Annotated in this window: 20 protein-coding genes; 19 read left to right on the top strand and 1 reads right to left on the bottom strand. The window is 50.9% G+C overall.

Features of this window, described 5'->3' with window-relative positions:
• The first annotated feature begins 48 nt into the window (after positions 1–48).
• Genes FGT79_RS18750 through FGT79_RS18710 form a run of 9 tightly spaced genes read left to right on the top strand, consistent with a single transcriptional unit; the run spans position 49 to position 9,286 of the window.
• The gene (locus FGT79_RS18750) at positions 49–336 is read left to right on the top strand and encodes an acyl carrier protein (RefSeq protein ID WP_138754348.1); all 288 of its coding nucleotides are present in this window, start codon (positions 49–51) and stop codon (positions 334–336) included.
• The gene (locus FGT79_RS18745; protein ID WP_138754347.1) at positions 333–1,292 is read left to right on the top strand and encodes a DUF6005 family protein; all 960 of its coding nucleotides are present in this window, start codon (positions 333–335) and stop codon (positions 1,290–1,292) included. Before FGT79_RS18750 ends, FGT79_RS18745 begins: the two co-directional genes overlap by 4 nt.
• Entirely contained in the window at positions 1,276–2,646 is a 1,371-nt protein-coding gene (locus tag FGT79_RS18740) for a glycosyltransferase family 4 protein (protein ID WP_171056320.1), read from the top strand. The genes FGT79_RS18745 and FGT79_RS18740 overlap by 17 nt, the downstream gene beginning before the upstream one ends.
• A complete protein-coding gene (locus FGT79_RS18735; protein WP_171056319.1) occupies positions 2,633–4,450 on the top strand; it encodes an ABC transporter ATP-binding protein in 1,818 nt (605 codons plus the stop codon). Before FGT79_RS18740 ends, FGT79_RS18735 begins: the two co-directional genes overlap by 14 nt.
• Positions 4,447–6,054 carry a class I adenylate-forming enzyme family protein gene (locus FGT79_RS18730; protein ID WP_138754344.1) on the top strand — a complete coding sequence of 536 codons (1,608 nt, stop codon included), beginning with the start codon at positions 4,447–4,449 and terminating at the stop codon, positions 6,052–6,054. Before FGT79_RS18735 ends, FGT79_RS18730 begins: the two co-directional genes overlap by 4 nt.
• Complete coding sequence (locus tag FGT79_RS18725; RefSeq protein WP_212758598.1) at positions 6,005–6,271, top strand: acyl carrier protein; 267 nt, start codon at positions 6,005–6,007, stop codon at positions 6,269–6,271. The genes FGT79_RS18730 and FGT79_RS18725 overlap by 50 nt, the downstream gene beginning before the upstream one ends.
• The gene (locus tag FGT79_RS18720) at positions 6,268–7,407 is read left to right on the top strand and encodes a phenylacetate--CoA ligase family protein (protein WP_138754343.1); all 1,140 of its coding nucleotides are present in this window, start codon (positions 6,268–6,270) and stop codon (positions 7,405–7,407) included. Before FGT79_RS18725 ends, FGT79_RS18720 begins: the two co-directional genes overlap by 4 nt.
• A 47-nt stretch (positions 7,408–7,454) precedes the next feature.
• On the top strand, positions 7,455–8,408 hold the full coding sequence (locus tag FGT79_RS18715; protein ID WP_138754342.1) for a hypothetical protein: 954 nt from the start codon (positions 7,455–7,457) through the stop codon (positions 8,406–8,408).
• On the top strand, positions 8,405–9,286 hold the full coding sequence (locus tag FGT79_RS18710) for a sugar phosphate isomerase/epimerase family protein (protein ID WP_138754341.1): 882 nt from the start codon (positions 8,405–8,407) through the stop codon (positions 9,284–9,286). The genes FGT79_RS18715 and FGT79_RS18710 overlap by 4 nt, the downstream gene beginning before the upstream one ends.
• 18 nt (positions 9,287–9,304) lie before the next feature.
• Here FGT79_RS18710 and FGT79_RS18705 read toward each other — a convergent pair whose 3' ends face one another.
• Positions 9,305–10,156 carry a helix-turn-helix transcriptional regulator gene (locus FGT79_RS18705; protein WP_138754340.1) on the bottom strand — a complete coding sequence of 284 codons (852 nt, stop codon included), beginning with the start codon at positions 10,154–10,156 and terminating at the stop codon, positions 9,305–9,307.
• A 118-nt stretch (positions 10,157–10,274) separates the two neighbouring features.
• Here FGT79_RS18705 and FGT79_RS18700 point away from each other — a divergent pair, with 118 nt between their 5' ends.
• The 10 genes from FGT79_RS18700 (at position 10,275) to FGT79_RS18655 (ending at position 25,214) form a co-directional block, all read left to right on the top strand.
• Complete coding sequence (locus FGT79_RS18700; RefSeq protein ID WP_138754339.1) at positions 10,275–10,547, top strand: acyl carrier protein; 273 nt, start codon at positions 10,275–10,277, stop codon at positions 10,545–10,547.
• A gap of 45 nt (positions 10,548–10,592) precedes the next feature.
• A complete protein-coding gene (locus FGT79_RS18695) occupies positions 10,593–11,723 on the top strand; it encodes a hypothetical protein (protein ID WP_138754338.1) in 1,131 nt (376 codons plus the stop codon).
• Positions 11,638–12,804, top strand: a complete 1,167-nt coding sequence (locus FGT79_RS18690; RefSeq protein ID WP_171056318.1) for a class-II aminoacyl-tRNA synthetase family protein — start codon at positions 11,638–11,640, stop codon at positions 12,802–12,804. Before FGT79_RS18695 ends, FGT79_RS18690 begins: the two co-directional genes overlap by 86 nt.
• Positions 12,805–13,065: 261 nt before the next feature.
• Positions 13,066–13,623 carry a diguanylate cyclase domain-containing protein gene (locus tag FGT79_RS18685; protein WP_138754336.1) on the top strand — a complete coding sequence of 186 codons (558 nt, stop codon included), beginning with the start codon at positions 13,066–13,068 and terminating at the stop codon, positions 13,621–13,623.
• 281 nt (positions 13,624–13,904) lie between these two features.
• Positions 13,905–18,197 (top strand): alpha/beta hydrolase-fold protein, encoded by a 4,293-nt coding sequence (locus tag FGT79_RS18680; RefSeq protein WP_246096495.1) that lies wholly within the window; start codon positions 13,905–13,907, stop codon positions 18,195–18,197.
• Positions 18,198–18,343: 146 nt separating this feature from the next.
• Positions 18,344–20,137: a sensor histidine kinase gene (locus FGT79_RS18675; RefSeq protein ID WP_138754334.1), complete on the top strand. Its 1,794-nt coding sequence runs from the start codon at positions 18,344–18,346 to the stop codon at positions 20,135–20,137.
• 15 nt (positions 20,138–20,152) lie between these two features.
• Positions 20,153–21,742, top strand: a complete 1,590-nt coding sequence (locus FGT79_RS18670; RefSeq protein ID WP_138754333.1) for a response regulator transcription factor — start codon at positions 20,153–20,155, stop codon at positions 21,740–21,742.
• 243 nt (positions 21,743–21,985) lie between these two features.
• Entirely contained in the window at positions 21,986–23,335 is a 1,350-nt protein-coding gene (locus FGT79_RS18665) for an ABC transporter substrate-binding protein (protein WP_138754332.1), read from the top strand.
• Between the two features lie 139 nt (positions 23,336–23,474).
• Positions 23,475–24,356: a carbohydrate ABC transporter permease gene (locus FGT79_RS18660; RefSeq protein WP_138754331.1), complete on the top strand. Its 882-nt coding sequence runs from the start codon at positions 23,475–23,477 to the stop codon at positions 24,354–24,356.
• Between the two features lie 15 nt (positions 24,357–24,371).
• The gene (locus tag FGT79_RS18655; protein ID WP_138754330.1) at positions 24,372–25,214 is read left to right on the top strand and encodes a carbohydrate ABC transporter permease; all 843 of its coding nucleotides are present in this window, start codon (positions 24,372–24,374) and stop codon (positions 25,212–25,214) included.
• Positions 25,215–25,218: the final 4 nt, after the last annotated feature.

The following is a 25,218-nucleotide window of genomic DNA, read 5'->3' as shown; positions in this document are numbered from 1 at the left end:
GTTGCTATGTGAAGGAGGAGCTGAATACGAGCATGGGGAGTGTGAACGGTGATAGCAGGCATGGAACAGGAAGAAGAACGCAAGGGCATTATGAATGGCCTGCGGGAGGACATCGCGGAGCTAATCGAGGATTCGGGGCTTGCCTTACAAATTGGTGAGAATGACTTGCTTGAGCCTGCTGGCGTTGATTCATTTGTAATGATTAATCTGATCCTGCGCGTGGAGCAGCGGTACGGAGTGACGCTATCCGACGGTGATCTGCGATCTGAGGTTGTCGGGACGCTGGCAGGACTGGCGGATAGTATATGCGCCAAACGAAAGGAGGATACGGCATGAGCGGTCCACCGATTCATTGCTTATTGGATTGTTTGGCGCACCTTGTGCGGAACCGAACGGATATGGACCCCCGTCCCATCTATATGGGCGTCTGGAATGCTCCGTTCATTGCGAGTGAGGACGGATTCTCTTATTATTCGGAAGAAATTGATCCCGACCTCGATCTGCGGCGGTTCGAGCAGTTGTATGGAACGTGCCTGACTCGATGGCTGGAGCCAGAGTGGGAGAAGGAACAGAAGTTCTCGCGAATGGTGGCGGAGTTGTCAGAGACGGGGGATTCGGTATTTGTTATTGCACTCGTTGATCTGTATTACATGCCGCATTCCGCGATTTGCTACGGTCTCAAGCATATGCCGCATATGCTCATCGTGGAGCTTGGTCAGGAAGGCAGCTTGCGTGTGGTGGACCCATTTTTCAATTGGGAAGGGGAGATTACGCGTTCGGTGCTGTACGAAGCTTTTACTTGCGAGGGCCTGAGCTCTGGCATTACGCTTCGCCTGGACAAAGCTTCGGAGCCAGGTTCCATCCTTGCGGGAGAGGCGTTCCGCATGCATTTGGATATGGAGACAAGTCCCTTGATCATGGGCGTGGATGACTATTTGCGTCACATTGAGAACGGTACTCCGAACTATACGGCGGCGAAGCTGTACGCCAGCATCGGGCAAGTAGGGGTCATTGCGAAGCGCTGGAAGGGACTAGGCGAAGTGGCACGTTATTTCGCGGACACAGGAGGCGGGGATGGGGCACCTGTTCTAGAAATGCTGGATCAATTGCTTGTCAAATGGGAAAATATTGTGCTTGTAATCGTGAGACTAGGGGTGCTTGGCAACCATGCCAAGCTGACCGATGCGCGGGCGAAGCTCGCTAAGCTGGCTGAGCTGGAGCGCGACATTCGGGGCGCATTGTGGAGGCTATTCGAACAATGGGAGGCGGCGGGGCATGAGCGGGCCGTATAAGAAGCTACGCATCGGTTATTCCTCCGGCTCGGCGAGAATGGTGAACGAACGGGCAATTGACTCGAGCTGGGTTCGTTATATAGCTCAGCATGCCGAGCTTGTCCCTATTCCTCCACTCGCCTTTTACCGGCTCTTTGGCGGCTCGGTTGAACGTTTCGTTCGAGAATGGCCGGAGTCGCTGCAGCGTATGTCGGACGGGCTATTGGAGCTGTGTAATCACTATGAGGTGAAGACCTTATATCTTAATATTCCCGTCCTTGCCCCCTATCTGTTCATGGGCAGGGCAGCGGGCGGCATCGACCTCGGCTTCTTGCTTATCGCGCATTCGGTAGCCTCTGAGCATTGGCTGCGGCAATGGCTTGGCATCGCTCCGTTCTTGAGCGAACGGGACGTGCTGTTATGCTCAACGCCGAGCAGCAAGGAAGCTTTGTGCCGAATCTCTCCACGTTACCGGCTGGCGAAGGTTATACCGCTGGCTATAGAACGAAGAGATTGGCGTGAGATAGAGGAGGCACTCGGACGAAGGAATGGGCGCAAGCTGCTGTCTATTGGACGATTGGAAGACGTGAAAAACATTGAGATGCTGCTGCGTATGTTCTCTGCTTTGCTGGGCGTATTGCCGGATGCCAGTTTGACCGTGGCAGGGGTATACACCGGTAGGGATAAGGCACAAATCGAGAGCTACGAAGCGTTAATCACAGCATTGGTCGCGACCCTTGAATTAGAACAGCACGTCATGTTCGCAAACGCCGTTGAAGGGGAAGAGAAGGAGGCTTTGTTCTCGGAGTCTGATCTGCTCGTCAACTTCTCGACGGATCCCGGAGAGACGTTTGGCTACAACCTGCTGGAAGCGAAAGCGTGGGGAGTACCGGCAGTGTGCGTGGGCTGGAACGGATTCAGAGATGTGGTGAACGGCGGGGAGGATGGATTGTTAGTTCCCTGCGAATGGGATGGGCCAAACCCTGTCGTAGACGAGCATCAGGCATTGAAAGCAGTCCTATCGCTGCTTATGGACGACGGCTTGCGGATGCGTATGTCCCGGCAGGCTGCGGCATCGGCGGGAAGGTACGATAACCGGGACATATTTCCGGCAATTGTCCGAGAGGTTGAGCTTGCTGCGGGATCGCCTATCAGCGAAGAGGAGCCGATGAACGTCGTTGCGACGATGGGACAAAGCCTAACGCAGCTGGGGAAACGATATCGATTGGAGTGTTTGGGGCAGCTGCCATTTCTTGAACAGTCTCTGCTACGAATTGTAACATCTCCGTCTGATACGCCGCTGACGGAATGGATGCCGCTCGTTAAACCAATAGCAAGCCATTATGCGGGGAGAAGTGCTTATGCAGAGCATTAGATTGTTTATGCGTCTGACGCCTTATGTGCGAATTCGTTGGCCACTCACGGCGGCCGCATATGCTTGCGCCTTGTTGAGCTTAACCTGTCAACTTGTACAGCCGTACCTGTTCTTAATGCTGATCGACCGAGTATTGACGGGAGGCGAGAGGGAACTGCTCACTACGCTGCTGCTCGCTTCGGGAGGACTTGCGATCGGCTCGATGCTGCTTGGTACTGTGCAAGCCGCTATGTTCCGATACTTGGGTATCCGGCATACGCTGGATCTGCGAGAGGTCATCCTTGCACATCTGCGCCGATTGCCGATGGCTGAGATTGAACGGCATGGCGCGGGCAAATATTCGGCGCTAATGGGAATGGACACTGCGACGATGGGTAATTTTTTGAACCATGTGGTCAAGGAACTGCTCACTCAGTGGTACACGCTGCTGTTCGCGCTCGCGGTCATTTTCTACCTGGATTGGCAGCTTGCGCTCGCCGCGCTTGCGGTTATCCCCATTCTGCTGGCGATTCCCCGGCTGTTCCGTTCGCTCATTATGCGCCATACTGGGGCGGTCAGGGCGCACAACGAGGAGATCGGCACCTATCTGTACGAAAGCATTGAGGGATCGCGAGAGATACGCGTTCACGGACTGGAACGGTGGGAGCGGGAACGAAACGAAGCCCGCTACCGCAATCTGGTGGGAGCTAGCGTAAAGGATACGCTGTACCGAGTGCTGTCGGCTCATTCAGGATCGCTTGCGGTAAGCGGCATCGTCGTATTGGTCTACGGCTTCGGCTCCGGCAGGGTATTGGACGGGACGATGACGATCGGTATGCTCGTCGCTTTGGTTCAATATTTAAACAATGCGCTTGCCCCCGTGCAGGCTATGAACCATTTCGTGGGGGAGCTCCAAGGCGGAGAAGTGGCCATGAAGCGAATCGAGGAATTTCTCTGCTCGCCGGAGGAGCCGATGCCTCGCGAAGGCAATACGGCAGATTCGAAGGGGCAACCTTGGCTGCCAGCTGTCGAGGCTGAGGGTCTTACGGTTCTAGGCGGAGAACAGACGATATTGGATGGTGTCGACTTTGCGCTGAAGGAGGGGCAGACGGCGGCGTTCGTCGGCCGAAGCGGTTCGGGCAAAAGCACATTGTTTCGCACGATCCTTGGATTCATGCCGGTAGAGAACGGCGTAATTCGCTTGGGGGGCGTGCCGCATACCGCATGGTCAAGGGAATTTCTCAATCAACGTATCGGAGTGGTGTTCCAGGAGAGCTTTCTGTTCGCGGGCAGTATCCGCGATAATATCGCGATCGGACGGCTGGATGCAACGGATGCGGAGATCTATGAGGCTGCCTGCAAGGCGGACTTAGGGTTCTGGATCGACAGTCAGCCTGACGGGCTGGCTACGATATTAGGTCATCGGGGCGACGGATTGTCAGGTGGACAGCGGCAGCGGGTCGCCATCGCCAGAGTATTCCTGCAAAGGCCGGAGGTGCTAATTCTGGACGAACCAACCTCGGCGCTTGATCGAGGGACGGAGGGACAGGTGCTGCAGGCTTTGGCTGAGTTGATGAAAGGGAAAACGGTGCTGATGTCTACGCACAGGCTCCAAACCGTGGAAGAGGCAGATATGATCTATGTAATGGAAGCGGGGGAAGTGACGGATAAGGGCAGTCATGCCGAGCTGCTCAAGCGCGGAAGCGCGCCTTACCTTGCGATGCTTAGCCGCCAAAGCCGGATCTCCGAAGCAGAGGAGCTCGAAGACAGGTCAGAGCCTACGGATTTGCCGCTTGAATTGTCCAAGGGGGTGATGCCAGCATGAGCATAATTCCGATTTCGCTTGCGAAGTGGCTGCAGGATACCGCCAGACCGGATCGCGGCATGTTTTACGAAATTGATGGTGTACGCCGCTATATGGGCTTCGACGAACTATATCGAGAGGCGCTGCTTATGGCGGAGCGAATTCGAAGCCTGAAGCTTCGAACGCGGTTTATCGCGCCAATCTGGATGACGTCTTCTCCAGCTTGTTTCCAAGCTATCATGGCCGTCGTACTGGCGGACGGCATACCGGTTCCGCTTCATGCTGCTTCCGCTGTTTCAGAAATACCAGCCATGTTGGATGGGCTTGAGGCCGAGCTCTTCCTCTACAGCTCATCATTGCTCTCGGATTCGCGGCTGTCAGAGTGCTGGGTCTCGCAAGCGGAATACGGAACGCTGCTCATGGATGGCGAGACGGGAGAGGTCCGGAATCCCGTGATGCAAGAAGGCGAGCTTAAGTTGACAGAACGAACGCGCCGGTATGTACCGCCGCATGATACGACCTTCATCTTCATGAGCTCCGGCTCCACAGGTACGCCTAAGGGCATCATGCTGAGCTTTTGCAATATTTGGTCTAACGTCCGCTCCATTAAACAGAGTTTGGACCTGGGCGAAAGCGACAGCGTGCTCATTACGAAATCGCTGGGCTATTGCTCGACGGTAACGGGCGAATGGCTGCTGGCGCTGCATGCGGGAATGAACATCGCACTCGCGCCAGGCATGGCCCACCCGCTGCAGCTGATTTCCGCCATTCGAAAGTTCCAGCCTACGTTTCTATGTACGGTGCCTGCTGTCATGCTGCCGCTTGCTAAGTCCGTCAAGTGGCAGGCAGAGGATTTTCAATGCTTGCGGAAGCTGATTGTCGTCGGTGCGGCGATGCCGCCAGATATGCTGCTTCTGATGCAGAATAGGCTGCCAGCCACGGATATCATGCCATGCTACGGGTTGACGGAGGCATCGCCGCGCGTGACGTATTTGCCCTCACGCTGGCTCGCGGCAAAGCCCGGTTCGGCTGGGATGGCGGTTCCTGGTGTTGAACTCGCGATTTATCATGACGGCCGGCCATGTCCGCCGGGCGAGACGGGAGAGGTGGTCGTCAGGGGCGATAACGTGATGCTGGGCTACTATAACGACGAGAAGCGTACGGCAGAGGCGTTGACGCCGTTCGGATTGCGGACAAAGGATGAAGGATGGCTGGACGAGGACGGCTGCTTATATGTGACCGGACGATCGGACTACGCCTTCAATGTGGCGGGCCATCTGTTCCATCCAGAAACGCTGGAGAAGATTCTGCTTTCGCATGCTGCTGTAGCAGAGGCTGCCGCGGCGGGCATCCCGGACGCGGCAACGGGAAAACGTCCTGTAGCATTTGTTGTCCTAGAAGAACAGTGCTCCGCCTATGATGCTGTCCAAGTCGTGACAGAACTGCTCGAGCATTGCCGGGAACGGCTTCCCGCTGCGGGAAGGCCTCGAGACATGATGATCGTCCCTGTGCTGCCCCGTACGAAGACGGGCAAGCTGGACCGAAGAGCCATTCAAGCAAAAGTAGAGGAGGGGTATGATGATCACGGAAGAAGAGAGATTTCCGCTGCAATTGACAGTCATTGATATTATGGCGCAGCTGCTGAGTCGGCGGCCGGAAGATATCCAGATGGAGCACTCGCTGCTGAATGATCTTTATTTGGATTCGCTGCATGTGCTTGAGCTGCTTACGTTGCTGGAGCAGAGGTTCGGTTTCGAAACAGAAGCTGAGGACCTGCAGCCGCATGTGTTCAGCACCGTGGAATCCGTTGTCGCGTTCGTTCGCGAGAAGGCAGCATCATGACCGCAAGTCTGATGCTGGAGAGGCTGGAACGAGCCGCAGCTAAGGCGGCCGAGCAATATCCGTTTTATCGGCGGTTTCAAGGCACTGGCGCAACCTTCCAGGATCTGCCCGTCATGGACAAGGCGACGATCAACGCCAATCGGGAGATGCTCGAGCTTCCTGTTCAGGGGCCGCTGATCATTTCTCACACCTCGGGCAGCACGGGCACGCCGTTCCTCTGTGTGAAGACTCGGGAGGAGCAGCGGGCGCTGGGGCTCGCGATTCAGCGGAGCCGGAGGAGAGCCGGCGTGCCGACAAACGGCCGTATGCTGCTTCTGGGCAACGCTTTGCTCGCGGATCAGAGGATGGTGACGCTGTACGGCAACCGGATGATGCAGGAAAAGCCGCATTTGATTCAGGGTCGCTGCTCGGGGCTGTACGAGCTTGCGATGCATGCGGAAAGGAACGGTTTACCGATTCCTGAATCGCTCGTCGCTTTGCAGAATTGGGGTGAATATGCGCAGCCGGGACAGCGCAGGGAGATCGAGCGCATCTTCGGCGTGCCGATGCTGGACTATTACGGAATGGAGGAAATCTGGCTTATCGCCTTCGCAGGCGTGGACGGCTCGCTTCGTATCGACGAATCGCTCGTATACGTGGAGGTGCTGGACCCGATTACGCTGCAGCCCGTTCCTGATGATGAGACGGGGGAACTAGTTGTTACTTCCTTCGTCATGAACAGCTTGCCCTTCCTCCGCTACAGGACGGGGGACATGGGGAGAGTAGCACGTGACGAAGGCTCCGGCGGGCCGATTCTCACACTGATGCCATTCCGACAATCCTCCATCAAGCTTCCTGGCAGAGAAGTTCAGACCGCCGTACTGCGTTATCTTGATGGGTTCTACAAGTGGCTGGCGACGGATCTTGGAGTCAGGCAGTTCCAGCTCGTTCAGGAGTCGCATTATGCATTCCGACTTCGTATTGCAGGAAGCCGAAGCAGCGACGCGGAGCTTCGGGAAGCGGCGGACAAGCTGGCGAATTTGCTTAAGAAGGTGCTTCTTTCAGAAGAATTGCAAATCGCTGTGGAGCATGTAGAGGTGATCCAGCCCGATCCAGTCAGCGGGAAATGCCATCCCTTCGTCAGCTATGTGTCCTGATTATGAAATCTCGTTCAAATTAACGATTGGGGAGGAGTCAGACGGACATGGATACTGTCGTTTATCGTTCCGAAAGCCCGACTGGACTAGCTGCGCTGGAATGCACGGCATCATGCATCGTAGCCGCGCTATCCCTTTCAGGCAGCGATCCGCGTTATTTTCTGCTGGGCTATTGGCACATCGGATATTATGACCGAATGCTAATGTCCGTTCGGAACATGAAATGGATTGATTTGCACTTCGAGTATGGTATCCGTTTCTACCTTACCTCGGGGAGCGCCGAAGAAGTCAGCTCGCTGCTCGATGAAGGCGGAATGGCAATCGTATTATGCAGAGCCTCCAAGCTGCGATTTTTCCCGAGAACGATGCTGGGCTTCGAGTCGTCCGGCTTCTACCATAGCATTCTGCTCCATGGACGAGGCGATGAAGAAGGGGAGAACCGTTATAAGATCGTGGATCCGGTAGCTGGTTACGCGGGAGAGATGACAGCGGCGGAGCTTTCGGAAGCCAGTGTGCGAAGGAATCAGCTGGTGTATTGCAAGCTGACGTGGGACGCTGATTATAGTCGTCCTTCTCGAAGAGAATCACTGCGCAAGGAGTCGGCTGCGATTCTGAAAGGTTATCGGCGTGACGCAGGAAAAGCTTTCGAGCTCTTCTGCGCGGACGTCACAGCCAGTGACGGGTGGGAAGAAGAAAGGCGAAGAACGTGGGCAGAGCAGAACATGATCACGCTCTCCGCCATGATACGGATGCGAGGTCTTGTATGGAAAAGTTATCTAGAGCTTGGGTCGTACACGGCAGCGGAAGCGGCAGAGGGCTCCCGAAGAGCGGAAGCTGTGAAGCGGAGCTGGATGAACGTTAATCTGCTGCTGGCGAAGCTTGGAAAGCGCCGGCCGGAAGGAGATTCAAGGGAAGGACTGCTGCGTAAGCTGGAGGGAGTCCAGCTTGCAGAGCTGGAGCTTCTTGAATATTTGGAGGCGAGAGGCGGGGCTGATTTATGAACATTCATCTATGCTCCATTTCGTTTCGGCATGAGCTGGTCTCGTTCCCGGAGCTGCTGGATTTCGCGGCGCTTAACGGATTCGCAGGCATTGAGCTGTGGGGCGCGCATGCGGCAGCCATGGCCCGCCGCATGCCGATGCAGGCAGCTCGTGCTGTGCTCGGCATGCGGCGAAGAGGGCTCAAGGTCGTCATGATCAGCGGTTATGTGCCATTGCTTGCTGAGACGGAGGAGCTTTATGAAGCACAAGCTTGGCGGCAATGGAAAGATTTGATCGCGCTGGCGCGTATGTTCGAAAGCGACAAGATCCGGATATTCGCCGGACACAAGTCTAGTAGTCAATCCCGGGAGGAAGACTGGCATCTAGCGGCCGGCAGGCTGCGAGAGATGACTGGACTTGCATGGCAGCACGGCATTCGCACTGTTATTGAGACGCATCCCGGCACGCTGGCAGACAATCTGGCTTCTACGCTGCGCTTGATCAGGGAAGTCAATCATCCCATGCTCGGTGTGAACATGGATTTCCTGCATCTGTGGGAAGCGGGCGACGATATCGCGAGCGCGTATCAGAGACTCTCTCCATGGACGGTGCATTACCACTGCAAGAACGTACGGAGCCGCCGCGAGCTTGCCGTCTTCTCGCCGGACAACGTGTATGCCCCAGGTGGGACGCGGGAAGGCATGGTTCCGCTGGCGGAAGGTGCCGTCGATTATGAAGCTGTATTCTCGCTGATCCGAGGCCAGGAGCCAAGGGCTTCCCTGTCTTTGGAATGGTTCGGAAGCGACCCCTACCGTTATTTGTCCGAAGAGATAGCTTGGATCAAGGCAGTGCCTCGCAGACACAAGTTGAATTCCGTGTCAGGCAGCTTAGGAGGGTAACAAAACGTACGATTAGTCTCATAGGTCCATCGACCTCGTCCGGTATCGTCTCCGGTATTCCATAGGTGTCATGCCAAGCCTATTTTTGACCATGCTGGTGAAATTGCCGGGGTTGCGGATGCCGACGTGTTCGCAGATTTGTTTGACTGGCGTGTCTGTATTCTCCAAGTAATGAAGCGCCTTGGTGACCCGCAGTTCGTTCAGATGCCGGATGGGAGATACTCCGAAAATATGACTGAATTCCTGGCAGAAGTAGTTGGAATTGTATCCGATCGCGCTTGCGATCTCCTGAAGCGATAGATCGGGATTGCCCATATGCTTACGCATATACCGGACGGCATAGACGATGGGCAGACTGCTTTTTTTGCGCTTATGGGCTTTGGACGGGTGGGTTTGGGACTCTCTTATTTCCTCCGTCTGGGGTAGAACAGACTGGCTATTTGGCAGAAGAATGCTCTCCATCAGCAAAGAGAATAGCAGGCTGCTGACATGAACGTGCGCGACGCTATTCTTCGTATCCATAGGTAGTTGGTAGACTTGGAGCTGTTCGATTATTAGCTTGCAGAGTGGAGTGATATGACCCTTCAGCGATGGTGGGAAGCTGCTTAGATCAAGAAGTGACGGGAATAGGAAAGCGGCTGCTTGGACAGCAGGCGATACATCAGAGGTGAGCCTGACGGTCTGCAGAGGAGCGATTAGAAGCGGCTGGCCAGGCGCAAGAATCTGTATGGAATTACCGACATCGCATGCGAAGCTATGCTGCGGCGACCACAGCAGTTGGAAGCTGGAGCTTGTCCACGCATCCCGGGAGATCGTTTGGAAGCGTTCGAAACTTAGCGGGATTAACCGGGAAATCTGCCATTCTAACATGAATCATCCCCCTTAAACATCATTGTGAGGCCGGCACTTAACTGAGGATTCCAGATACGACTATTATAGCTAAAAAGGGCGAGACGGAGGAATTAATTAATAGACGGGAGTGTGCCCCATGTCCATTCATGCCGCAAGCAGCGATACGGTTCAATATTTAAAGAAAAAGATAGCGGAAATGACCGATAACCCAGTATTGGAATTCGATGCGGATATCTATGCTCAGATTCGCGATATGGGCGTGGATTCGCTTCGGATGATTCAACTGCTTGTTCATATCGAACAGCACTTTGATATCGCGTTCGACGATGACGAGCTTATCATTGATTATTTCGCCACCATCGATCAGTTTGCTGCAAGCATTGCCAGAAAGATGGCCTCAGCGGTCTAGACAAGAGGAGTTCGTTAGGACAATCCACAGAAGGAGGATGACGTCATGACAACGAAACGGCTGCCCATGCACGATCACGATTACAAGACGTATCCCAACATTGCCCATTTGTTCTGCATGATCGGCAATCGGGAGGAGACGCTCCCGTGGGTGTACAACAACTTTATTCAACTCGTTTATTTCGGATCGCTACGAAAGATCGACTATACCAACAAACAGGACAGCTTCTTTGATCCGCTTCTGTTTGACTGTCCATGGCTTCAATTCCAATTCACACACCGAGATACCGTTGCGCAAAAATGGAATAAAAGCATCGTCCAATTCGCGATCGACGCCATTGATTTGGGGCAATACGTATACTTTTTAGCCGATCAGTCGTATATTCGGGAATCCGACGCTTACGGCAATCACGTGCATAATCATGACATGTTCATTTATGGCTACGATAAGGCTGCGGGAACGCTGCATATTGCCGATAATATGCGGAGAGGGAAATACGTCGAGACGTCTTGTTCCTTCGCAGAGATGGAGGCCGCTTATGCGGCAGCCGACCCAGACAGCGATTGGTTTGACCGGAGAGTGCTGTCTGTGTCCTTTAAGCCGAAAACTTATTTTCAGTATGAAAGAAATACGGTCTTCGACTCGTTGTCCGCCGTTGATGCGATGAATCGTTATGTCACGGGATGGAAACCACCCTCTTACTTATGTTTGGAAAATACGTACGGGATCAAGGTGTATGACCGTATTCAGGAATATTTGCAGGGGCTTGAACAGGAGCGGGACGTGATAGATATCCGCTTGCTGCATATTTTGTGGGAGCACAAAAAGCTCATGCGCAGAAGACTCAGCTTCATGCTGGAGCACGATTTCCTGCGAGATGCTTCGCTCGAATCGGCTTATGCCGAGGTGGAGAAAGGACATGGGATAGCAGTTGGCCTGATGCTCAAATATTCGATTAGCGGAGACAAGAGGAGCATCGCCAAGTTATCCTCTCTGTTGTCCGACGGGGCAAGTTTAGAGAAGGAACTGTTGACCAAGGTCATAGCAGGGACGCATCATCGTCCCATGTATGAAAAGGGAGGTGCTTTTAGTGGAGAAAATCCGGTTCTCCTGCAAGGGTATGCTGAGCGCAAACCAAGCAGAATCATTGATGTCCAAGCTGGCATACAGCATTGAGGGCATCCGCAGCTGCGAGTGGAATTCCGAAATGATGGAGGTTGTTATTGAGCCTGTCAGTTTGGAGTCATACGGTGAGATTGCAGCGACGGTAGAAGCGATGATTGCCGAGGAACGAGGGATCCGTACACTTGGGAGCAGGACGATCAAGCAAACGCCCGTAAGATCTGACATACTAGAAAGGGGCTTCGATGACGGCCGCGAGGCGACATTGCAGCAAGCTTACGCCACGGACGGAAGCGTTAAGCGCGATGATGCGGTAAAGCTGATCGGGCTGCTCGATCAACTGTTCGAGGTGATGGCGGTCCGCAGGGGTGCGGCGCTTCGCCGATACCCCTCTATGATTGGGCTCGACACGCTGGAGAAATGCGGTTATATACGCTCGTTCCCACAAAATTTGTACATGGTGAGTGAGTTTTCCCATCAGTACGACACGCTCAGGCAGGTCAAAACGGCTGTGGACCCCGCAGCACTAGCAAGGCAAAGCAAGCACGCTTTGGCGCCTGCGGTATGCTTTCACTGTTATGCCGAACTGTCTGGGCAAGTGCTGGACGGGCCTGTGCGCCTTACTGCAATGGGTAATTGCTTCCGTCACGAGGCGGAGTGGAGAGTGGGCAACCACCGGTTAACCGAATTCAGCATGAGGGAAGTCGTATTCGTCGGAGACTCGGATTTCGTAGAGGAAGAACGAGGCTGGTGGATGCAGGAAATTTGGTCATTGTTTGTTGAACTGGACTTGCACGGAAGCTTGACGACGGCGAATGATCCGTTCTACTTCTCGGAGGACGCGCTTAAAATCCAACATCAGAAGATGGCATCAATGAAATACGAATTACTGGTGGAAACGCCAGCCGGCAGCACATTTTCTATCGCCTCGTTTAACCATATGGGGGATTCGCTCTGCAAGCCGTTCAACGTCAATGGTCCCGCGGGTTTGCCGTGGTCATCGGGCTGCGTCGCCTTTGGCATAGACAGGTGGGCGTTCGCGCTGCTGGCGGAATACGGTGCATGGGATGAATGGCCGTCTATCGTGAAGGATAGGTTTCAAGGCCGCGCTTTGGCGTCAGTCATGCAAGTGTAGGGGATCGTTTATTTAAAAAGACCAAAGCCGGCTGGGAATTCGTTCCCAGCCGGCTTTGGTGCGTGTATCGGTTCTGCGGTGGCTTTGTTTCATCATCATGCAAGTTTGCAGCATATAGCCCTAAGGTAATAATTTTCGGCAAAAGGAGAGTGGAATCGTCGATTTCTGCTACAATTCGAAAGAGAAAAATAGATCCGAATCCCTCGAAGGAGACAGAACAAGTCCATCAGTTTAAGAACCTATTTTGCTATATCAATTATTGTGCTCATTATTATTTCTACAGCCTATTTGGGCTTCTCTATTAACAAGCAATCGACTTCCGAAATGGAAGAAGAGATCGGCGATTCACTTGCGGGCTTTGCTTATCAGATGAGTGACAAGCTGGATCGTTACATGTGGTCGTGGAAGGGCGAAATTAATCGCTTGAGCAAAATCGATTCGTTCACCGAGACTGGCGAGGAAGCGAACGCGCAGCTGCTGCAAGAGGTCGCAAGCAGGCTGCGCCTGCATATTGAGGTCAATGCATTTCTGTGCTGGCAAGGCGGCGACGAGTTTGTTATGCTGATGCCTGCGCTAGAGGGCAGGAACGCTGACACTGCTAAAAGCAAGGCCGAGGAGATCATTAAATCGCTCAACGAGTCGTTTCAGATCGAAGGCCATTCTGTCCAAATCGGCTGCAGCATCGGCGGTGCCATCTGGCCAGATCACGCTGGTGATATATTGACAATGGTGAAGCTCGCGGATGAAGCGTTAGATGCTTCCGAGAACAATGGGAAAAACAGAGTTATTTTTTATAATGAGATTCAATACCCGCTGTAATAATAGACATAGAGAAAGTTAAATAGGAGAGCGTAAGACTGGCAAACCGCCATTGTCTTGCGCTTTTTTAATATATAAAGCAATCAAAATTATTTTTAGTAAAAATAATCATTGAATTTTAGTAAAATGTGTGATAAATTTTATTCGTAAATCATTGGAACCGCTTTCATTGATTCTGAGGCTGCAAATGATAGTGACTAGCAAGAAGAAAGGAGAGAGGCGGGCAAGTAAAGTCAGGGCAGTATTGAACTTAAAACTAGGGAGGTAACACATTGGATAACATGTTCAGTACGAAGATAAAGAGAGTGCAGCTTATGCTGCTTGCAATGCTGATTGTTTTGGCAGGCGTACCGGTTACCGCTTCGGCAAGCTCTGGAGTTGAGCCGAGGTTTTATGTGGATCGTTACTATTCAGAAGCACTTGGCAAAGAGATGACTTACCGCGTTTATTTGCCTGATGGCTATTACGAGGATAATCAGAAATATCCAACCGTCTATATGCTCCATCAAGAGGACAGTTCAAGTGTGCAGTTCGAGAACGATAAGCTGAACGAAGAGCTGGATCGTTTTATTGCGGAAGGGACGATCCAGAAGATGATCGTCGTTATGCCGGATACGAGCGGCGACAGCTGGTTTGTCAATCAAGGCGATGACCATTGGGAGGATATGCTGGTCAACGATCTTATTCCCGTTATCGATGATCGTTACCACACGATTGCATCTCCTAAATACAGAGGTATATCCGGTGTTTCTATGGGCGGCTACGGCGCATTCGTGCTCGGCCTGAAGCATCCTGAGCTGTTTAGCTCAATTGCGAGCCATATGGGCGCGCTTGGCAACAAAGTATCGGATCTAAAGCCGATGGAGCTGATTAAAGCGAGGACAGCGGCACAGCTTCGGGCTTACCAATATTACTTCGATGGAGGAACGGATGATCCGCTCACCTACGCGGCCGATTCAACGAATGATATTCATGCGCAGTTCCGCGGAACGAGCATTGCTCACGGCTATCAGACTAGGCCGGGAGGACATTCCAGCGACTATTACTTAACGTATCTGAACCGTTCATTCATGATGCACAGCAGCAACTTCTCAAATGGACTCCTTAGCGGAAGCTTCAAAGCAAGCCCGCAAGCCATCCAATTGGGCGACAGCCAAGTGAAAGTGGATTTCACGGCTAATTTGAACCGGACGGCCGTTACGAATTCGGTATATACGAATCCGAACAATTTCGATTTCCATCTCCAGGTTCTGCTCAAGGTTGAGAATCCGAAAGGGGATACAGTATATACAAAACAAACGACGCTGGGCAACGTAGTAACTGGCTCGAGTTTAAGCAGCTTTACGGGCAGCTTTGACATTCCAGTCGCCGCGCTTGGAGCGGACAGAAATTACAACGTTTCGCTGGACGCCCGCCTGCTGGGCACGACATTCTCACTCGGTAAGCGTCCACTAATCAAAATAACGCCTACTGGCACGCTTCCGGAGGATACTCAGATTGATCTGCTAGGGGATTGGCTGTTTATTAAAGACAATTATCCGGTTGCAGCAATCGACGGGACTAATCCACAATTGGACCGAAGCGCTTGGCGGACCGTTCAACCCGGTCTGGATTGGTGGACGGATGGATTTGGCGATTACAGCGGTTTGAATAACTATGTAGGAGCAGCATGGTACTACAAGGAATTCGATGTGCCGGCAGATTTCCCAGAGAAGGATTTGACGCTGCTTGCAGGCAAGCTGGATGATGCGGATCAAACCTATATCAATGGCCAGCTCGTTGGCGAGACAGGCTTCAAGGATGGCGTGTATACAGCTTCCTTCTGGGCTGCATCGCGGACGTATGCGATTCCTTCCAATCTGCTGAAGCGCGGCGAGAAGAACACGATAGCGATTCGACTTTATAATCAAAGCGGCGGGGGCGGCTGGTATGCCGGACCGGTTGGCATCTATTCGAAAGCAGCGCTTCAGAAAGCGAATGAGCTGCCATCGAATGTTCCAGGACAAGCAGTAGTCAATGAGGTTAACGCTTTGGCTCAGCAGCAATTTAATGCGATTGCTAAGATGGATCTTCAAGCTTATCGCAATACGCTGTCGAACAGCTACTTCGAGAATGGATTCGGCAAGCTGGATTTGTTGAATCAGAAGGCGAAGTGGATGGCTGATTATGAATCTATTGAAACCGTCATTAGCGCTCCTTATGTATTTGAGAGAGACGGTCATTATTTGTACTCGGCACAAGCAGAGATTATCGGGACGCTGGCTGACGATACAAAGGTAACGCTGCAGCAGGGTGAGATTGCCCAGTATTACAGCTATGAGAACGGTTTGCTCAAGGAAACAGGCAATCAGAAGCTATTTTTCATCAAGCATTTCTATTCGGAAAGCGCGCAGCGCGATGTGAAATTTAGAGTATATTTGCCAAAAAGCTATCTGACAGAACCAAATAAGCGCTATCCGTCCATCTATCTGCTTCACCAATTCAACAGCGACAGCGAGTCGTATGAGATTGACAAGGTAGACCAGATTTTGGATAAAGGCATTGCGGCAGGCGACATAAAGGATATGATCGTCGTTATGCCAGATTCCTCCGGATCAAGCTGGTGGGTTAATGGCACTGGTGAAGCGGGTGTGAAGTGGCAGGACATGGTGACCAAGGATTTGGTACCGTATATTGATGGGGCTTATCGGACAATCGACGATGCGCGTTACAGAGGGACGTCGGGTGTATCTATGGGCGGTTTCGGTTCGTTCGTCATCGGACTGCAATACCCAGACCTTTTCTCTACGGTTGTCAGTCATATGGGAGCTTTGAACACTACGAATACGGGCCAGAATCCGATTACGATCGCGAAGAGCTACCCGATTGATGCTCTAAAAAGGTATTCGATCTATTTCGATTCCGGCAATCTGGATGTCTATCGCTTTGATGTTCCGGTTAACACCTTGCACAAATATTTGGTGGATAACGGCGTGGAGCATTATTCCGAAATCCGCGACGGCGCACATGACAGTGTTTTTTATACGGCTACGATAGGCAAGTCCTTCGCACAGCATAGCAGACACTTCAAGAACGCAAACGTACAAACAGATGTGTTGCAGGGCAAGCTATCTGTAGTCAAGGACAATGAAGGAGCCGCCGTTTCTTACGAGGTAGCCGTTACGGAAGCACTTGCAGCTTATGAGGATCATATTCCGACTTCGCCTTACTTGAAGGAAGCGAATCCAAAGCTGAATATTCCGGTTGTTGTTGATGTGTACAATTCAAAAACGAATGAACGTCTATACAGCAAGACGGAGTATATGAGTTCAGATGCTACAGCGTTGTTGGAGGGCGGGCTTGCACTGCCTAAGCTTGCGGACGGCAGCTACAAAGTGGTTCTTAGAGCATCGGTGCTGGATCAAAGCATTGTGTTGAGCAGTGCCGATTATACAGTTGGAAGCAGCACAGATGGCAACACAGATGGCAGTACAGGCGGAGGCGGAACCGTCATTCAGCCTGAGAAAACAGGCGAACAGATTGCCGCTTCCAAGTCACAGCTGGTACAAGCTATCGACAATAAGCAGCCGCTCAAGCTAACAGCTTCGAATGGCAGTACGCTGGAAATTCCGCTCGAAACACTTGTCCAAATTTCGCAATCAGCAGATATAGCTACTATCGATAGCCTGATTTGGAAAGTAACACCGGTTGTTGATGCTGCAAGAACAGCAGCTATTCAGAAGGCAGAGTCTGCTTTGGGCGGCAAACTGCAGTCCGCAGGTGAGTTCGCAGATTTCACTTTGTCCGTTATACGTAACGACAAGTCTACTCAAGTGCTGAATCTGGCGTTCGCGAAGCCGGTTAAGCTGCAGCTTAAAGTAACGGCAGGCACGGATACGGAGCTGGCAGGTGTTTATTACTGGAATGCTGCAGGTAATCCAGAGCTGATTGCGAGCACTTACGATCAAGCAACAGGTACGTTTACAGCTGAGCTTTCACATTTCAGCATGTACAGCGTCATGGTATTCACGAAGAGCTTCACGGATATTCCCGCTGCTCACTGGGCTAAGAGAGCTATTGAGGTGCTGGCTAGCAAGCAGATCGTATCGGGCACAACAAGAGATGAGTTCGCCCCGAACCGTCAAGTAACCCGTGCGGAATTCGCTGCATTATTGGTCAGATCGCTTGGTCTGAAGGAGCAGGCGGGTTCAGTTAATCCGTTCGCAGACGTAAGCGAGAGCAGTTGGTACCATTCTGCAGTGGTGACTGCGTATCAGAACGGTATTATTAAAGGCTCAAGCAAGGATCGCTTCTCGCCGCTTGCAACAATTACGAGAGAAGAAATGGCCGTTATGATTTTCAATGCTTATCAAGTCAATCATCAAGCAGATGCTGTGAATGATGTAGACTTGCTGGGTCGCTTCAAGGACAGCGGACAAATCCATAAGTGGGCAGCAAATGAGCTGCGCTTTGCGGTACAGATGAAGCTTATTCAAGGGAAAGATGATGTGACGCTCGCTCCTCTAGCGACAGCAACAAGAGCTGAGGCTGCCCAAATCATCTATAATCTAACGACTAGCATAAATACCAAATAGCGAGTATGGACTGCACCTCAGGTTAATCGTAACCGGAGGTGCAGTCTTTTTTTAATATTTTCATTGATTAAGCGCTTACGTTCGCCGTATATTATTTAGTAAAACGAGTAAAAAAATAAGCGCAGCTTGACTCAGGGGGACATCGCTTGAACGTATACAATAGACTGAAACGATTCGAATGGTTTCGCAATCGATTAATTCGCAACAAAATTACGCTCGTCTACGTCCCGCTCATCATCATTCCATTATTCATACTCGGCTTTGCATCCAACCATATTTATACGAATGCCATTGTAGAGAGAACGGTTAAAAATGTTTCGGATAATTCATCTCTGATCATTACCCAGATTAATGGGAAGCTGGCTAACGCGATAAGTGCTGCCAATATGCTTACGCTAAATATGAATAAGGTGTTAGTCGAGGATCAAGCCGGGGCTGGAGGGAAGATGTCGGAGCTTCAGCTTTATACCAAGATAACGAATCAGCTGAGCTTTGCGCTTGTCGTATTCCCTGATGTTGAATCCGCGGCATTCATCGATCCGGATAATCGTATCTACGGCTCCAATACGAGCATGGAAAGCCAGCAGGAGCTTGCAGCCAGCAGCGAGCTGCTTCGCCAGCTGCATCAATCCAATGGGGCGAATATTTGGTTTCCGATGCAGAAACGGCAGTTCCTGGTGAATAACGAAGCGGAGCCGATTCTAACGCTGGGCAAACGGATCGTAAATATTAATACGGGTGTACCGCTTGGCTACGTCATTCTGAACATTAGGGAGAGTGCGCTGTCAGCCGTATATGAGGATATCGGTTCTATTAAGGAAGGCTCTTACTATATAGCAGATAGCGAGGGACTCATCGTTTCTTCACAAAACGCGAGCGAGGTGCTGCAGCCAATAACAGAGCTGTCTCTGCTGGCATGGGTTCGCGGCAGTGCTCAGGGAGAGACGGTGGAGACTTCGCGTGACGGCGACAGGCTGCTGATCAGCAGCGAGATGCAGGGCTTCGGCTGGAAGCTCATTTCGCAGGTGCCATACGATTTGTTGACCGAGGACACGCGGAAAATTACAAAGCTGATTCTGCTTATTGGCTTTATTTGCTTCATTATCGCGCTAGCTGTTGCACGTATGCTGTCGAATATTATCTCTAAGCCAATTGTACATCTGTCTCGACATATGAAGAAGGTAAAGGAAGGCAACCTCGATCAGCAGATCGAGGTTAGCTCCGGCGATGAGATCGGTTTACTGGCCTCTGGGTTCAATACGATGATGGGGCGGGTCAAGGAGCTCTTGGTGAACATTAGCGCAGAACAGCGAAAGAAACGAGAGTATGAGCTGGCACTGATGCAGGCGCAGATCAAGCCGCACTTCTTATATAATACGCTTGACGTTATTTATACGCTGTCAGAGATGGGACGAGCAAGAGACGTACAGCGTACGACGAAAGCGCTGGCCGATTTCTACCGAGTAGCGCTCAGCCAAGGCAAAGATCAGATTAAGCTGGAGGAAGAGATGCGGAGTGTTATGGATTATTTATCGATTCAGCGTATCCGCTACTCTGACGTATTTGATTTTGAGCTGGAGGTTGAGCCTGATGTACTGAATTGTACAATCCCCAAGCTGACCGTTCAACCACTCGTAGAGAACGCGATTTATCATGGGCTCAAGAATAAGCCAACGTTCGGCCATCTGACGATAACGGCTAGGCGTGAGGAGCAGAAGGTTGTCATAACGGTGAAAGATGACGGGGCGGGTATTGCCGAGGAGCGTCTTCAAGCGATTAAAGTGAGTATGAGCGACCCGCAGCAGCAGGTAGGCTATGGGCTGAGTAGTGTGCATGAGCGAATCAAGCTGTACTTCGGCGAGATGTATGGCATACAAGTAGAGAGCGAGAACGGCTGCGGCACAACAGTAGTCGCGGAGATCCCGTATCAAGCGGAATAGGGGTGTAAAGCAACGATGCAGAAGGTAATGATAGTGGACGATGAGCTTATATTTCGCGATTATTTGCGAGCGGTGCTTGACTGGGAGACGCTCGGCTTTACGATAAGCCAAGAAGCGAAGAATGGCTTAGAGGCGCTCGAGCTAGTTGCCACAGAGCAGCCGGACATCGCGCTCGTTGATATTACGATGCCGTTTATGGATGGTTTGCAGCTAGCTGAGCAACTTAGGGAGCATTATCCGGAGGTTAGCATTGTATTAATTACAGGGCATAATGAATTTGAATATGCGCGCAAAGCACTCAAGCTGGGTGTGGAGGATTATATATTAAAACCATTCTCGAAGGACGAGCTGCTGCTTACGCTGGTGAAGCTGAGACAACAGCATCAGAAGGCGCAGGAAGAGAAGGTTACTCTAAGGGAGAATAAAGAGCTGATGAAGGAAAGCTTCCTTAGTCAACTGATTACCCGTGAATATTCGCTTACAGATGAAGAGACGATCAAACGGCTTCAGCAATTCGACGTTCACGCAGAATCCGGCTATTATGTCGCGGCATGTATTGAAATCGATCATATGGATCGCAAATGGAGTAAGGCCAGCGATCGACTTCTCATGAAATATGCGGTGACGAATGTGCTGAATGAGGCGATGGAGGAGAGCGGCAATTACTTGATCTTCAACGGGCCGGAAGGCCGAATTGTAGCACTCGCTCGCCATCAAGGAAAGCAGGCGGAGGAAATTCCTGCGCTTGAAGGCTACCGCAAGCTCTGTTTTCTGATCAAAAAATATTTGAAGTTCACGATAACGGTAGGTGTGGGGCGCAGCAAGGATGGCTTCAAGGGAGTTGCCGCATCTTATCTTGAAGCGCTTGAAGCACTGCAAAACAAGTTTGTGCTGGGTAATGACCGAGTCATTGCCTATGGCGAGCAGCTGCCAATCAGCGGCAATCAGCCGTTCTATCCGACCGAGGCGAACGAGGAGCTGCTCGTGCTGCTTAGGTTAAACAGCTGGGAAGCTATCGAACGAAAGCTTGATGATATTTTCCAAAAGATACGAGAGCGGCGTCTGCCAATCGACTATATATATGTCATCTGCATGGGACTCGTTTCGGTAAATCTATCTTACTTCGAGGAATCCGGCCATCCCGTCGAGGATTGTTTCGGTGATCAGTTTTTCCCGTATAACGAAATTCGCAAGCTGGAATCGGCGGAACTGACATTTGACTGGCTCAAAGAGCTGTTCCGCAAGGCAGTGACTTACAATAGCCAGCATCGCAATACAAGATCCTCCCAAATTGCCAAGGCAGCCAAAGCATATATGGAGCAGCATTATGCAGATCCAGGACTGCAGCTTGATCAGATTGCTGCGCATGTGTTTATTAATGCAAGCTATTTGCGGGCCGTATTCAAGAAAGAGATCGGTATTACGGTCAGCGATTATTTGACGCAATATCGGATGCAGCAGGCGAAGGAGCTGATTAGCCGCAGCAACGTGCGGTTAACGGACATTGCGGAGAAGGTTGGGTATAATGACCCAGGCTATTTCAGTAAAAGCTTCAAAAAGTTTTATGGCTATTCCCCAAGCGAATTCGAGAAGAGCCGCCATTAGCGGCTCTTTCTTTAAACTATAGGCGGGCATTTCTTTAGGCTATTCATTCTCTATATTTCACGGAATGAAACGCCTCGCGCTACCAAAGGACAGTACGATCCGTTTCACCTTCCGAAAATCTGCGGATTTTACCAAAAGCACGCAGTTTCTTCATTATCAAGCTTCGATGTTTTCCTTATACTCAGAAATGTAAAGAGCGTAATCAAGCGGTTTTGGCTAGAACAAACTTTAGGGGGTCAAACAATGAAGAAGCTGGCAATTACAGTGATGAGTTTTTGCATGGTATTTTTGGCAGCCTGCGGCTCTGCAGGCAACAATGAAGCAGCTAACAACACAGCGGCTAATGAAGGAAACAAAGAGACGGCGACAAACGCCGCGGAAGAGACGAAGACGGAAGAAGCAGTACCGGTTAAGCTTCGCATCTATGCACAGTATGCCGATGACGATACAAAACTTCCTTATGATTATGCAGTAGCAGAACTGAAGAAAGAAATGCCGAACGTTGAGCTTGAGCTTGAAGTGCAAGCACAGGATGATGGTCAGAAATTAAAAACGTATGCAGCAACAGGCAACCTACCTGATATTTTCCAGGCGGGCCTGGATATCATTACAACATTCAAAAAATCCGGCAACATTCTAGAGCTTGATTCATACGTTGACTCTCTCGGCTTCAGAGACAAAATGTACCCAAGTACAATGAACACGCTTGTAACAGATGACGGCCACACGTACGCGTTCCCATATGCAGGCAATGAGTTTGCACTTCTCTATTACAACAAAGAGCTGTTCGAACAAAACAATGTAAAGGTTCCAACAACTTACGATGAGTTGATGGCAGCTGTTACAGCGTTTAATGCAGCAGGTATTACGCCGCTGTCTATCTTCGCCAAAGAGAAATGGCCAACGGTTGCATTGTTCGACATGTTCGTTACACGCAACGAGCCGCAAGGCATTCAGAAGCTTGATAAAGGTCAAGCAAGCATAAGCGATCCTGCCTACAAAGATGCAGCAGATAAAATTGTCGAGCTTGTGAAAGCGGGCATGCTTCCAAAAGGCGCAACAAACCTGAACTATGACCAAGCAGCAGCGCTGTTCCACCAAGGTAAAGCAGCCATGTTCTTGAACGGTCAATGGGAAATTGCAGAGTCCACGAAACAGCTTGGCGACAAAGCGGGCTGGATGTACATCCCAGGCGTTGACGCTGCTAATTATGAAGCAAGCAAATATGCGTTCAGCGGCGGGGGGGGTCCTGGCGGCTATGCAGTAAACCCGGACACGAAGGATAAGGATTTGACTGCTAAGGTAGCTGCATTCCTGTCACTGAAATATGCAGAGTACAAATACACAGAACGCGGTAACCCGCTTGTAGCTACTAAAGTAGATAAAGCGATCGTAACGGAATATCCTCCGATGATGCAACAGCTGTCTGATGATATTGCAAAAATTACAAGCACAACTGCATTCGCATGGGGCCTGTCTGATGCGAAGTTCAAAGCAGCAATTGAAGATGCATCGCAAAGCTTGCTTACTGGCGCATACACCACGGAGCAATTCATCAGTGATGTAAGCAAAGCCGTACCTGCTGCGAAATAGCAGCAAGCGCGGAGCATGTAAAAACAAAGGGTAACGAGGCGGAACTCACTCCCATAGAAACTAGCGGAGTGAGTTCTAGCTCTCTTATGGCAAAACACGGCATGGAATAGATCGTCAGACTTGCAGAGGAAGTGATGAAATGAACAAATTTCTGGGGAACAAGACAGCGATACTTTTGTTTATATTGCCTGCTCTCCTCTTATACACCGTAATGGTATTTTATCCGATCGTCCAGACGTTCTTTCGCAGTATGTATGAGTGGGATGGACTTACGGAAGGCACTTTTATTTGGTTCGACAATTATACGAGATTGTTCCAAGACAGCTTGTTTTTCACTTCCGTTAAGAATGGTCTTATCTTCGCGATCATCATTACGGTAACTCAGATCGGAATCGGTTCGATTCTTGCTTTTGCGGTTGCGGATGCGAAGATCAAGGGTCGTAAAATTTTGCGTATTAGCTTTTTTATTCCGGTGGTGCTTTCCATTACAGTCGTTTGTCAGCTATGGCTGTCCATTTATAACGGCGAATATGGACTGATCAACAAAATATTCGAAATACTTGGGCTTGAATACAAGCAGGATTGGCTTACGAGCAGCAAGTCGGCGATTATCGCTATTGCGTTCGTGAACGCTTGGCAGTACATGGGTTATCACTTTGCCCTATTGCTTGCGGGTGTGAAATCCGTTCCTGAACAATATATGGAGGCAGCCCGCATCGATGGTGCGACGAAGCTGCAGGCGATTTTAAAAATCAACATCCCTATGATGGCGGAAACGTACAAATTTTGTCTCGTGTTCGCGATTACGGGAGGGCTGAACGCCTTCGCTAATATGTACATTATGACAAGCGGAGGACCAGGAACTTCCACCTATACGCTCACTTATCTCATGTATCGTTCTGCATTCCGAGTAGGAGAGTTTGGTTACGGCAGCGCTGCAGCGGCAATTCTTGTTATTGAATGTCTCATTGCGACGCTCATTATTAACCGACTGATTGCTAGAGAACGCATTTCATACTAGAGGAGGTGTGCCCAGATGACCTGGATGATGAAGCTTAGAAAAAACAACCCGAGCATGCAAATCTTTTTGTGGCTGTACGCCATATTGTCTGTATATCCGCTCGTATGGATGATCTTTTATTCTCTCAAAAACAATAATGAAATATTTGTAACGAACCCATTTGGCCCGCCCTTGCATTTGCGGTTTGAGAATTACGTAGCGGCATGGTCGAAGTATAATGTACCTGCTTATTTCATGAATAGCTTGCTTGTTGCGGTGGCGACGGTAGCGGGGGCGATCCTTCTTGCAGTTATGTTCTCGTATGCGGCAGCAAGGCTGCGCTGGCGGTTCAGCAAAATCGCTCATACGTATATTCTTGTCGGTATGTTTATTCCGATTCAAGTTATTATGATCCCGCTTGCGATTCTAGTAAGGGACTTGAACCTGGCCAATACGTACGGGGCACTGATTGTACCTTATATCGCTTTCAATATCTCTTTTGCTTCAATGGTATTCTATGGCTTCTTCCGCAGCATTCCAATCGAGATGGAAGAGTCTGCATGTATTGACGGCGCAAGTATTTACCGGACATTCTTCAGCATCATGCTGCCGATCATCAAACCTGCGCTTGCGACGATGGTCATCTTTATTTTCCTCAACTCATGGAATGAGTTCACGATGGCTGTCATTCTGATTACGAAAGAAAGCTTGAAGACGCTGCCGCTTGGCCTGCTGTTCTTCCAAGGACAATTCACAACGGATTGGGGCGCTATGGGAGCGGCAATGACGATTGCCAGCCTGCCAACGGTGCTGATCTACATTCTGTTCAGTGAGCAGGTAGAGAACGCGCTTACCGTCGGCTCGGCTGTAAAAGGTTAATCGA

Origin of the sequence: Paenibacillus sinopodophylli (assembly GCF_005930355.1) — a bacterium.
GTDB lineage: Bacteria > Bacillota > Bacilli > Paenibacillales > Paenibacillaceae > Pristimantibacillus > Pristimantibacillus sinopodophylli.
Note: the sequence above shows the minus strand (reverse complement) of the source record. Positions and strands in the feature narration are given on the sequence as shown.

Bases quoted from the DNA above. Each gene is read 5' to 3' on its own strand.
- FGT79_RS18745 (WP_138754347.1), top strand. From the start codon at position 333: ATGAGCGGTCCACCGATTCATTGCTTATTGGATTGTTTGGCGCACCTT.
- FGT79_RS18740 (WP_171056320.1), top strand. From the start codon at position 1,276: ATGAGCGGGCCGTATAAGAAGCTACGCATCGGTTATTCCTCCGGCTCG.
- FGT79_RS18735 (WP_171056319.1), top strand. From the start codon at position 2,633: ATGCAGAGCATTAGATTGTTTATGCGTCTGACGCCTTATGTGCGAATT.
- FGT79_RS18730 (WP_138754344.1), top strand. From the start codon at position 4,447: ATGAGCATAATTCCGATTTCGCTTGCGAAGTGGCTGCAGGATACCGCC.
- FGT79_RS18725 (WP_212758598.1), top strand. From the start codon at position 6,005: ATGATGATCACGGAAGAAGAGAGATTTCCGCTGCAATTGACAGTCATT.
- FGT79_RS18720 (WP_138754343.1), top strand. From the start codon at position 6,268: ATGACCGCAAGTCTGATGCTGGAGAGGCTGGAACGAGCCGCAGCTAAG.
- FGT79_RS18715 (WP_138754342.1), top strand. From the start codon at position 7,455: ATGGATACTGTCGTTTATCGTTCCGAAAGCCCGACTGGACTAGCTGCG.
- FGT79_RS18710 (WP_138754341.1), top strand. From the start codon at position 8,405: ATGAACATTCATCTATGCTCCATTTCGTTTCGGCATGAGCTGGTCTCG.
- FGT79_RS18705 (WP_138754340.1), bottom strand. From the start codon at position 10,156: ATGTTAGAATGGCAGATTTCCCGGTTAATCCCGCTAAGTTTCGAACGC.
- FGT79_RS18700 (WP_138754339.1), top strand. From the start codon at position 10,275: ATGTCCATTCATGCCGCAAGCAGCGATACGGTTCAATATTTAAAGAAA.
- FGT79_RS18695 (WP_138754338.1), top strand. From the start codon at position 10,593: ATGACAACGAAACGGCTGCCCATGCACGATCACGATTACAAGACGTAT.
- FGT79_RS18680 (WP_246096495.1), top strand. From the start codon at position 13,905: ATGTTCAGTACGAAGATAAAGAGAGTGCAGCTTATGCTGCTTGCAATG.
- FGT79_RS18670 (WP_138754333.1), top strand. From the start codon at position 20,153: ATGCAGAAGGTAATGATAGTGGACGATGAGCTTATATTTCGCGATTAT.
- FGT79_RS18665 (WP_138754332.1), top strand. From the start codon at position 21,986: ATGAAGAAGCTGGCAATTACAGTGATGAGTTTTTGCATGGTATTTTTG.
- FGT79_RS18660 (WP_138754331.1), top strand. From the start codon at position 23,475: ATGAACAAATTTCTGGGGAACAAGACAGCGATACTTTTGTTTATATTG.
- FGT79_RS18655 (WP_138754330.1), top strand. From the start codon at position 24,372: ATGACCTGGATGATGAAGCTTAGAAAAAACAACCCGAGCATGCAAATC.